Here is a 10,848-nt window from a genome sequence, read left to right as displayed (position 1 = left end):
CGGCTGCATCGGGTCGCGCGGCGGCTCGCCGGCCGCGGCGGCCAGGCCGGCCAGCGCCAGTTGGCAGATCAGGAGCAGGTGCTTCATGGTGCGGCCTCCACCAGGTACAGGCGCAACGCGAGCGACGACGGGGCCGTCGCGCTGCCGCTGAGCTTCAGCGTGTCCCAGCGCAGGCCGGGCAGGGCCTGTTCCAGCGCCGCGAGGTAGTCCACCAGGTCGGCGTAGCTGCCGCTCACGGCGAGTTCGACGCCCTGCCAGCGCAGGCCCGCCGGGCTGCCGGACGACACGGCGGATGCCGGGGCGGGCACTGATGTCGACACTTCAGCAACGGTGGCGATCTTCAGCAGCGTCAGCCGCTCGTGCCGTGCCAGCGTGCGTTCGAGCAGCTGCGCCAGCGTGGGCCGATCGCCGCTCGCGGCGCCCAGGCGCGCAATGTCGGCATCGACCGCCTGCTGCCGCGCCTGCCACTGCGCGATCTCGCGGCGCAACCGGGCCACCGGCGAATCGCCGCCGGCGTGGTTGGCCGTGTCCAGCTGCACGCGCAGCGCGGACAGTTCGGTGCGTTCGCGCTTCAGGCCTTCGGCCAGCCGCTTCTGTTCGGCGATGGCGGGCGACAGCAGCAGGCTGTCGGCCGCGGCCACCACCAGCGTCGCGGCCGAAAGGAACAGCATGCAGCGCTCGCGCAGCCCGAAGGCGTTGATGCGGCGCGCGCAGCGCTTCCAGGTGTCGGCGATCTTCATGGCCGCGCCCCGATGGGCAAACCGGACTGCACCAGCATGAAGCGCCAGTGGTCGCCGGCCTGTTCGACCTTCAGCGTGGTGAGCGCCTGCCCGGCCAGCAGCGGTTCATCGGACAACGCGGCGATCCACGGCTTCAGTGCCGCCGGGTCGAGCGTGCGGCCGGACAGCGAGAGCTTCTCGTCCTGCAGCGCGATGTCTTCGAGCCAGGCCGAGGCGGGCACCGTGCGGGCGATCAGGCGCAGCCGCGCCGAGTGGCTGCGGCCGTCGACGATGCGGCCGCGCATCAGCTCGGCCAGCGTCCGCTCGCGCTCGCCCACCTGCTGCTTCAGCGCCTGCAGGCTCTGCTCGAGGCTGGTGGTCTGCACCGCGGCGGCGGGGTTGGCGGCGATCGCGTTCTGCAGCGACTGCCGCTCGGCGGCGTGCTGTTTCGAGGCGGCCTGCAGCTCGCTGCCCAGCGCGGTGCGCTGGACCGACGCCCAGGCGCAGGCGGCGAGCGTGCCGGCCACCACCACCGCCAGCGATTGCGCGATGGTGCGGGCGGAGAAGTGGCGATGCGTGGCCAGCAGGACCGGGCGGTAGAGGTTGATCTGTTGGGGCATCGTCGACCTCGGCTCAGAGCGGGGCGCCGTCGCGCAGCAGCGCACCCAGCAGCGGAAGGCAGTGGCGCGCCAGCGCGGCGTTGCCGCGGCAGGCCTGCTGCAGGCCGTCGAACGCCGGGCGAGGATCGAAGGGCGTGACCGGCAGGCTGAGCTGCCGTGCGAGCAATGCGACCAGCGCGGCCGTGTTCTCGCCGACGTCGACGGTGATCGCGGCCAGCGGCAGGTCGGGCCACGAGCGCTCCCACAAATCCAGTGAGCGTTGCAGGTCGAGCACGATGCGCGGCACGTCGGCGGCAGCGGCATCGAATGCCGACTCGGCCCCGTAGTCGATGAAGTCCGGCAGGTCGCTGTCGCCGCCCGCGCCGCCGTCGAGCGGGATCGGTTGCGTCAGCCGCTGGAACGAACCCGGCAGGGCCGTCGCCATCGCGCCGTTCCAGTCGAAGCGGCGCGCGACGAACAGCTCGCCTTCGGCGCAGATGGTCAGCAGGCATTGGTCGCCGTGTTTCATCAGCAGCGCCTGGGCGCGATCGGTGCGGCCGGCGGCGCGCCCGATCGCGTGCTGCAGGTTGCGCTGGGCCGTCTCGCGGATGTCGATCGCGCCGAGCTGCAGCCCGGCCGATTCGCAGACGATCGCGATGCGCTCGATGACGCGGTTCGGCGTCGCGGCGACGAAGGCCTGCTTCTGCGCCCGGGGCCGGCCGTCGCCGACCAGCATCACGTCGAGCGTCAGGTCGTCGACATGGCAGTCGACCAGGTCCTTGATGCGCCAGCGCGCGGCCGCTTTGAGCTCCTCTGGCGGCACCGCGGGGGCGTCGATCTGCAGCAGCGGGCACTGGTCGAGCTGCAGCAGCACGACGATCGAGCGCATCGGCAGCCCGAGCGCGCGCAGCTGCCGCCCCAGGTCCTGCGGCCGATCGGCGTCGAACGGCAGCGTGCCGCAATACAGCACCCGCCGCGGCGCGGCGGCGTTGCCGCCGTCGGCTGCGTGGGCAAACACGAGCTGCGAGCCCTCGAAGGCAAGCGCCATCGAGTCGGTGGAAGCGGGCTTGCGCCATGTCCAGAGCATGTCAGGGGTTCTCGCGTTGGTAGAGCACCCGGTCGGTGCCGTGGAAGACGCCGAAGGCGGCGCGCGCGGCCGGGTCCTTGTCGTAGGTGGCGCCGCACCAGCCGCCGCGCAGGTAGGCGAGGCTGGCGCCCTGCGTGGCGGCCTTGCCGGCGGCGGGTGTCCACGGTTGCAGGCAGGAGGTGTCGGTGGCGCTGCTGCTGTCCAGGCTCAGCGCGACGTCGACCGTGCCGCTGTGGCCGGCCGACGGCGCGGCGAGCTTCAGGAAAACGATGCCGTTCTGGACCTGGAGGCTGCTGTTGGTCAGCGTCGTGTCGGCTGTGGTCAGCGTCTTGCGGTGGTTGCCGAAGTTCACGCTCGCCAGCGGCACCGTGGTGCACTGGTCGTCGGTGTTCGTCGCGAAGCTGCCGCTGCTCCAGGTTTGCGCAGTCAGCGGCACGTTCAGCACGCGGCCCTGCGAGCCGACGGCGTTCGACAGCTTCAGGCGGCCGTACTGCAGCGGCACGGTGGTCAGCAGCTTGCGGTCGTTGCCGCTGACGCTGCCGTCGGCATCCAGGTCGTAGCTGCCCATCGTGATGCCGTCGCTGTCGACCGGCGCGATGCCGAAGCGCGCGTTGAACGGTCCATCGGGCGCGCTGCTGCGCAACGCCGCGGCCGACAGCGTCACGGCCGTCGCGAAACCGTTGCTCCAGCTGCCGACGGCGGTGCCGAGCGACAGGCGCGGTGAACTGCCGGTGCTCAGGAAGCTGGTGCTGCCATCGGCACCGCCGAGGTTCCATGCAGTGGCCGAACTCGGGTCCAGCTTGGCAAAGCTGCCGGTGTAGTTGAGGGTGTTGGCGCCGTCGGCGTTGACGGCGGCCAGCGTGAACTGCAGCTGGAAGTTCTCGCCGAGGTAGGTGAAGGGCTTGGCGGCGCTGCAGCTGACGTTGATCCGATTCGTCAGCGAGATGGCACTGACCGCGAAGGACGCCGGCGTGAAGCGCCCGACCCGCGTCGACTGCACGCTGTCCTTGTTGAACACGGTGGCATCCAGCGACAGGCCGCTGCCGAGGAAGTTGCTGACCACGCCGCTGGTGGCGAGCGCGAAGCTGCCGACCTCGGCGTACTTCAGCGAGGCCGCTGTCGCGCTGCCGCCGCTGAAGCCGGTGATGCTGCCGTTGCCCAGCGTGCCGAGCGTGCCGCCCGACGGTGTCTGGCTGCCGGCCAGCGGCGACAGCGTGACGGTGCTCGAGAACGATGGTGCGAGCCCGCCGGCGGTGGTGTTCGCAAGCGTCGCGCCGCTGTCCGGCACGCCGTCGTCGTTGGCGTCGGTGCCATTGGTCAGCATCGCGGATGTCCAGCGATAGGCCCCCACCGTGGCCTGGAAGCTGCTGCCTGCCTTGCCGAACACGCCCTCCGTGGCTGCCGAGCCGCCGGGGTTGCCGTTGCCGCCCAGTGTCAACCCTTGAACGACGATTGCGAAAGGCCGCACCGTCACCGCGTTGCTGCTGCCGATGACGGAGGTGCTGGCGTAGCTCAGGCTGTCGTCGCGCAGGTCGAAGCTGTATCGGCCGATGTCGGAAGTTGTCAGTTTGACGCTCGCGACGCCGGACTCGAAGACCAAGGTCAGGTTGTTCGACGACGGCTGCGCTGACGGAACGGTCAAGTTCGGAAGGACCAACGAGTTGGGACTGGCGATGGGTGCCGTCCAGCTGCCCCCGCTGTCGGTGCGCCACATTTTCACTGCGCGGTTGCCGCTGAAATCGGTGGCGACGCCACAGCTGCCGGTGCTCGGGTCCTTCTTGATCAGCGACACGGTGTAGTCGTGCGGGCGGCCGGCGACCGCGATGTCGCTGCCGCTGATCTTGTTGGAGGCGTCTTCGGCGAACGAGAACGCGTTGTCGCGGAAGGACAGCGTGCCCGAGGTGACGCTCGATCCGCTGATCGTCGTGTCGCTGGCCGTCACGGTGAGGTCTTGAGCGAGCGTGTGGCCGAGCTTCAGCTTGACGACGCCGAGGTCGCCGGGCGCGAAGGTGTAGGTGGCGGCGCCGTCGTTGGCCGTGCCGTTGTCCAGGGTGCCCGAAGGCACCGGGCTCGCGCCCGCGCTCCAGTCGCCACGGCCGCTGGACGTGCTCAAGGTCGCCGTGCCGGTGTAGTTGTTGACGGTATTGCCGCTGGTGTCGACGGCAGTGAGCGTGAGCTCGGTGGCGGCGCAGGTGGAGCAGTTCGAGCTGGCTGCCGACAGGGTGAAGCGGGCCGCCGCGTGCATCACGCAGTGGAAAAGCCGGTTGGCCGGCACCGCGACCTCGGTGGAACTGCCCGGTATCGTCCACGTGAGTCTTTGCTTGTAGACGCTGGAGTCGTTGTAGTGCTCGACCGTGATCGGCGCGTAGGTCGACGCCGACTTCGTGACGGTGGTGCTCAGGTCGGCACCGGAGGCCCAGTCGTCCAGCAGCAGCGTGTCGCTGAGGTACAGGTGGCCGCCGTCGTCGAAGCCGATCTTGAGCGTGTAGTCGCCTGCGGTCGAAAAAAGGATGAGGCCCTTCCAGCGCACCGAGAAGTAGGTGGCGGGAATGCCGCTGATCGGCACGGCGGTGGTCGAGGAGGTATTGATCTGGGAGGCCGTGGTCGTCTTGGTGGTGCCGGTGAAGTACGAGCCGGGGGTGCTTCCCTGCTGGTCGTAGTAGGTGGCGTTCAGTCCGCTGGCGATCCCGGTCGAGTAGCCGACGCCGGCCGACGCACTGCCGGTGATCGCGTTCATCGGCGTGGCCACATCGCCGACATTGCTGACGGTGAGCACGGACGCCCCGGTGATCGCAGGCGACACCGTGAGCCACACGGTCTTGCGGTCGGGCTGCAGCGCGGCGGCCGTGACGCCGTAGCCGCCGCTCAGGCTGTAGTTGCCGGCGGTCTGGGCGGAGCTGCTGTCGAGCTGCTCGGAGAAGACCACCTCCACCGAGGTGGTGGCGCCGCAGCGGACGTCGGCCGATGTGATCGCCGGGGCACTGCTGTCCGTCACGTTGGTCGTGAGGCCCATGCTGCCGTCGCTCTTCGGGATGACCACCGCGGTCGACGTGAGCGGCGACGGGCCGCGCCATTTCAGCATCGCGGTCGCGGTGCCCGAGTACTTGAGGAACTCGTAGCGAAATGCGTAGCGTTGCCCCGCGACCAGGTTGGAGCAACTGCCGCTGCTGACGGAGGGGCTCGAATGGACGCCCCAGTCGTCGACCAGCAATTCGCCGGACTGGAAGTCGCCGCTCTGGTCGCAATCGACATACAGTCGCGCGCCGTCATCGTTCCTCGACTCGAAGGTGTAGGTGCCGTTGCTGGGCACCAGCACGAACCCGGTGTAGCGCACCAGGTGGTTGGTTGCATTGATGTTGGGCGCCGGCGAGCCCGAGAGGGCGCTGACATTGATGTTGTCCTCGATGCGGTCCACCACCGCCTGCGTGGTCGGAAACGTCGTGTCGGCGTGGTACATGTTGAAGTACTCGGCCCGCACGCCGCGCACTTCGGCGGCCGCCGACGGCAGGCTGGCGCACCCCAGCGCCAGCAGGACCACGAGGTGCAGCGGCGTCTTCATTCGGTCAGCGTCCACGTGATCTGGCGCTCGACATACGTCGCATCCACGCTGCCGGTGGCTGGGCAGGCGCCACTGCTCGGCGCGTTGCAGGCGTTGGCGACCAGGGTCCAGAACGTCAGCGTGGTGCTGCCGTCGGTGCCCTGCGCGCGGGTGCACCTCAGCGTGACGGTGAAGCCGGCCAGGTTGCCGCCGGGCACGATGCTGTTGGTGGCCATGCAGGCGCCGGTCGCACCGCCCACCTTGCTCTGCCAGTAGGCCCACCATTCGAGCCCGGCACGCGCCGCCTGGTAGGCGCGCGCGGCCTGCAGGTCGCTCGCGGCGGCCAGGTGCTGGCGCTGGCTGACGGCGGCCATCGCCGCGCCGAGCGCGGCCAGCACGACCAGGATGAACACCACCGACACCATCGAGAACCCGGAGTGCGGGGCGCGGCGGCGACGGCTGCGAGGACCGAGGTCATGGCACATTGGTGACATGGGCCTCGTGGTGGAGGGTGATGCTTTCGGTGCCCGAGGGCGTGCTGGTGGCCAGCGTCAACTGCAGGCTGACGAGGCCGCTGCTCATCGCGATGGCCGCCGCGTCGTAGGCGAACCGGCAGGCGGTGACGCCGCTGGCCAGCACGCTGGCACTGCCGCCGGAAGGCGGGTCCGGCTGGCTCGCCTGGAAGCCGTAGCCGGTGTGGCGGGTCAGCGTGCCGGCCGTGAGGTCGCAGCGGTAGCTGACCGGCGTGTCGACCGCGAACACCCGGTAGGGCGCAGCGAAGTCCATCACCGGCAGACCGGCCAGCGAACTCAGCGTGATCGCCGTGGCCGAGCCGGCGGCGTTGGTCGCGGTGCGCCGGTTCGAAGCGGCCTGCTCGGTGGCGCTGCCGTTCGCAGCGTAGGCGTCCGAGCCGGGGACCCCGCTGCCGAGGTTGAAGAACACCAGCTGCTGGCTGCTCGCCATCACCAGCGGCGGGCCGACGAGGTCGAACGAGGTGTCGACCGTGCCGAACTCCAGCCGGTCGGTGCCTTCGCTGCGGTAGCGGGCCGCGCCGGTGGTCGGGATCAGCTCGATCGTGCGGCCCGACGAGGCGACGCGCACGCTGTTCGGCAGCGCGGTGCGCAGGTCGGCCTCGATGCGGCGCAGCGCCAGGTCGGCGCTGTCGACCAGCGCGGCGCGCGCGACGGTCGCGAGGTAGAGCTGGACCGGCTGCACGATGAAGCGCGCGACGATCGCCGCGAGCACGCCGGTGATCGCGATGACGACCACCGCCTCGACCAGCGTGAAGCCTTCAGATCGCAGGCGACGGCGCATGGAAGCTCCGGTAGCCGTCGAGGGCCAGGCTGTTGCCGTCCGGGCTGGTGACGGTGACGGTGATCTTCAGCACCACGTTGTCGGCGGCCGTCACCGAGTAGAAGCTGTTGCCCTGCGCCGCGGCCGCGACCGTCACCGAGGCCGAATAGCCCGACAGCGCGGCGATCGGTGTGTTCGTGATGTCGACGATGCCGGTCATCGCGTAGCCGTGGTAATCGTTGACGTTGTCGAACTGCGGCGACGCGAAGCGGGTCTCGCCGCTTTCCGGGCCCATGGCCTCGACCTGGCCCGCGCATTCCGCGGTGCTGGTAACAGCGACGGCGGCGTTCGCATCGTCCGGATCGCAGTACGTGTACGGCATCAGCTCGATCTCCTCGAGCAGCGATTCGGCGATCGCCAGCGCCTGGCGCCGCTGCAGCGGGTCGGCGCTGTGCGCGCCGGCCTGGATGAACACCCGCAGCACGCCGGCCAGCGCGGCACTCAGCACCACCATGAACACGACCAGCTCGATCAGCGACAGGCCGGTCTCGCGGGCAGGGTGGGATGGCTGGGGGCGCATGACGGACTTATCGGGGTGTCAAGGTGCGGCTGGAGGGGTACAGATCAACCGCCCCGGCCCATCGCCGCCTGCCCGAGGCTCCACAGCGGCAGGAAGACGCCGAGCGCCAGCACCAGCACCAGCCCGGCGATCACCAGCAGCAGCAGCGGCTCGATCGCGGCGGCCAGGCCCTGGATGCCGTAGGCGGTCTCGCGCTCGTACATGCCGGCGATCTCGACCAGCAGCGTGTCGAGTTCGCCGGTTTCCTCGCCGACCGCGATCATCTGCAGCACCACCGGCGTGAAGATGCCGGCGGCCGCCGCGCAGCGCGACAGGCTGCCGCCGCGCTCGACGCCGTCGCGCATCTGCTCGATGCGGCTCGCGATCCAGGCGTTGTCGACGGTCTGCGCGACCACCGTCATCGCCTGGCTGAGCGGAATGCCGCTGCGCGATGCCAGCGCGAAGCTGCGCGCGAAGCGGGCCAGCGTGGCCTTCAGCACGATCGGCCCGGCGATCGGCAGCCGCAGCTTCACGCGGTCCCAGCGGTAGCGGCCGTCCGGCGTGGCCAGCCAGCTGCGCAGCGCGACGAAGCCGCCCGAGCCCGCGAACAGCAGCGCCGGCCACCACGCAAGCGTGAAGGCCGAGAAGCCGAGCAGCAATCGCGTCATCAGCGGCAGCTGCGCCTTGAAGCCGGCGAACACCGTCGCGAAGGTCGGCAGCACGAAGATGTTGATGACCACCAGCGCGATGCCCATCGCCACCACCACCATCGCCGGGTAGCGCAGCGCCTGGCGGATGCGGGCGCGGATGTCCATCTCGAACTCGATGTGCTCGGCCAGGCGCTGGAACACCTCCGGCAGGCGGCCTGTCATTTCGCCGACCCGCGTCATCGCGATGAAGAAGCCCGAGAACACCTGCGGATGGCGCGCCAGCGCGACCGACAGTTCGCGGCCCTGGTCGAGCGAGGCGCGCACGTCGGCCAGCATCAGCGCCAGCCCTGGCTTCACGGCCGAGGCCTGCAGGCCGGCCAGCGCCCGCAGCAGCGGCACGCCGGCGCGCAGCAGCGAGTACAGCTGGCGCGCCAGCACCAGCGTGTCTTCGGGCGTGATCGGGTGGCTGCGCAGCGCTTGCCACCACGCAGGCCGCGCGAGTGCCGCGACGTCGCCGTTCGGCGCAATGGTCACCGGCGTCACGCCACCGGCCAGCAACTGGTCGGCGACCGCCGCCTCGCTGCCTGCGTTCAGCGTGCCGGTGATCAGCTCGCCGCGGGCGTTGCGTCCCTTCCAGTCGAAGCGATCCATGGTGTTGACAGGCCCTAGTCGAATTCGCTGGTCAGCCGCATTGCTTCGGCGATCGAGGTCTGGCCGGCACGCACCAGGTCGGCGGCCCGGTGCGCGAGCGTGCGGTCGTGCATGCGTGCGCGCGCCGCGGCCAGGAAGGTGGCGGGGTCGCCGTGGGTGGCGGTCTGCGCCAGCGTGGCGTCCATCTCGAGCATCTCGTAGACGCCGAGCCGGCCGGCGTAGCCGGTGCCGTTGCAGGCCATGCAACCGCGCCCGCGCTGGGTCGGCAGGGCGCTGTCGCCGGTCATCAGGCCGAGCCAGGCGGCCTCTTGCGGCGACGCGTCGTGCGGGCGCGTGCAGTGGATGCAGTTGCGGCGCACCAGGCGCTGCGCGATCACCGCCTGCAGCGCGGTCGCGACCATGAAGGCCGGCACGCCCATGTCGAGCAGCCGGTACGGCGTGCTCGCGGCGTCGCGGGTGTGCAGCGTCGACAGCACCAGGTGGCCGGTGATCGCCGCGCGCAGGCCGATCTCGGCGGTCTCGGTGTCGCGCATCTCGCCGACCAGGATCACGTCGGGATCCTGGCGCAGCGTGGCGCGCAGCACGCGGGCGAACGTGAGTTCGATCTTGTCGTTGACCTGCACCTGCGTCAGCCCGGGCAGCCGGTACTCCACCGGGTCTTCGACGGTGATGATCTTCTGGCTGCTCGCGTCGAGTTCGGCGAGCGCGGCGTACAGCGTGGTCGTCTTGCCCGAGCCGGTCGGGCCGGTGACGAGCACGGTGCCGGTGCTGCGGCCGAGCAGCTCGCGAAAGCGCGCCAGCATGTCGGCCGGCATGCCGATGTCGTCGAGGCGCCGCACCTCGCTGCTCTGGCCGAGCAGCCGCATCACGACCGATTCGCCGTACTGGCTGGGCAGCGTCGACAGCCGCACGTCGATCGTGCGGCCGCGCAGCCGCAGCGTGAAGCGGCCGTCCTGCGGCAGGCGCTTCTCGGAGATGTCGAGGTTGGCCATCAGCTTCAGGCGCTGCGTCAGCGCCCCGGCGATGCGCTTGTCGGCCTGCGTCTGCGTCTGAAGCACGCCGTCGATGCGGCTGCGGATCAGCAGCTCGTTCTCCTGCGGCTCGAGGTGCACGTCGGACGCGCCGATCATCATCGCGTCCTCGAACACCGATTGCAGCAGCCGCACGACCGGCGCGCCTTCCTGGCCGACGGACTCCTGCAGCGCGCCGAAATCGACTGCATCGCCGAGGTCTTTCTCGAGCGCCTTCGCGAGGCCTGAGATCTCGTCGGTGCGGCGGTAGTGGCGGTCGAAGGCCGGCGTCAGCTGGCTCTCGGGCACCACGGCGACCTGGATGCTGCGCTTGAGCAGCCGCGCGACGTCGTCATGCGACACCAGGTCGAGCGGATCGGAGAACGCCACCAGCAGGTGGTCGCCGCGGTCTTCGAGCACGATCGCGCGGTGGCGCCGTGCCGCGGCCTCGCCGAGCTGGCGCACCAGCTCGCCCTTCAGCGGGTAGCTGTTCAGGTTGACCACCGGCGCGCGCAACTGGCGGGCCAGTGCATGGGCCAGCGCTTCTTCGGTCAGCGCGCCGCGCTCGATCAGCACGCGGCCGAGCTTGCGGCCGCTGGTGTTCTGCAGTTCGAGGGCCAGCGTGAGCTGCTCTTCGGAGATCAGGCGCTGCGCCAGCAGCACGTCGCCCAGGCGCAGCTTGTCGCGGCGTGGGGCGGCGGCGGCGGTGCCCGATCCGGCCGAGGCAGCGATCAGCTTCATG

At 70.4% G+C, this 10,848-nt stretch carries 9 protein-coding genes; all 9 read right to left on the bottom strand.

Annotated features, from left to right (window positions below; translation table 11 throughout):
• Positions 1 to 83: 83 nt before the first annotated feature.
• From ACXJLU_RS15735 to ACXJLU_RS15695, 9 genes are read right to left on the bottom strand one after another with little or no spacing between them, the layout of a single operon-like run.
• Positions 84 to 740, bottom strand: coding sequence for a hypothetical protein (locus ACXJLU_RS15735; protein ID WP_457332457.1), 657 nt, complete (start codon positions 738 to 740; stop codon positions 84 to 86).
• Complete coding sequence (locus ACXJLU_RS15730; protein ID WP_457332455.1) at positions 737 to 1,339, bottom strand: PilN domain-containing protein; 603 nt, start codon at positions 1,337 to 1,339, stop codon at positions 737 to 739. Before ACXJLU_RS15730 ends, ACXJLU_RS15735 begins: the two co-directional genes overlap by 4 nt.
• Before the next feature lie 13 nt (positions 1,340 to 1,352).
• Positions 1,353 to 2,405 carry a hypothetical protein gene (locus tag ACXJLU_RS15725; RefSeq protein ID WP_457332453.1) on the bottom strand — a complete coding sequence of 351 codons (1,053 nt, stop codon included), beginning with the start codon at positions 2,403 to 2,405 and terminating at the stop codon, positions 1,353 to 1,355.
• A gap of 1 nt (position 2,406) precedes the next feature.
• Entirely contained in the window at positions 2,407 to 5,964 is a 3,558-nt protein-coding gene (locus ACXJLU_RS15720) for a PA14 domain-containing protein (RefSeq protein ID WP_457332451.1), read from the bottom strand.
• Positions 5,961 to 6,368 (bottom strand): agglutinin biogenesis protein MshP, encoded by a 408-nt coding sequence (locus ACXJLU_RS15715; RefSeq protein WP_457332449.1) that lies wholly within the window; start codon positions 6,366 to 6,368, stop codon positions 5,961 to 5,963. The genes ACXJLU_RS15720 and ACXJLU_RS15715 overlap by 4 nt, the downstream gene beginning before the upstream one ends.
• A 49-nt stretch (positions 6,369 to 6,417) precedes the next feature.
• Positions 6,418 to 7,257 carry a PulJ/GspJ family protein gene (locus tag ACXJLU_RS15710; RefSeq protein WP_457332447.1) on the bottom strand — a complete coding sequence of 280 codons (840 nt, stop codon included), beginning with the start codon at positions 7,255 to 7,257 and terminating at the stop codon, positions 6,418 to 6,420.
• On the bottom strand, positions 7,235 to 7,816 hold the full coding sequence (locus ACXJLU_RS15705) for a type IV pilus modification PilV family protein (protein WP_457332445.1): 582 nt from the start codon (positions 7,814 to 7,816) through the stop codon (positions 7,235 to 7,237). The genes ACXJLU_RS15710 and ACXJLU_RS15705 overlap by 23 nt, the downstream gene beginning before the upstream one ends.
• A 44-nt stretch (positions 7,817 to 7,860) precedes the next feature.
• Complete coding sequence (locus ACXJLU_RS15700) at positions 7,861 to 9,096, bottom strand: type II secretion system F family protein (protein WP_457332443.1); 1,236 nt, start codon at positions 9,094 to 9,096, stop codon at positions 7,861 to 7,863.
• A gap of 14 nt (positions 9,097 to 9,110) precedes the next feature.
• Positions 9,111 to 10,847, bottom strand: a complete 1,737-nt coding sequence (locus ACXJLU_RS15695; RefSeq protein WP_457332441.1) for a GspE/PulE family protein — start codon at positions 10,845 to 10,847, stop codon at positions 9,111 to 9,113.
• Position 10,848 lies beyond the last annotated feature (1 nt).

The sequence above is a fragment of the Rhizobacter sp. P5_C2 genome, from assembly GCF_054049715.1.
The sequence above is the reverse complement of the archived record's forward strand: the minus strand, read 5'-3'. Positions and strand labels throughout refer to the sequence as shown.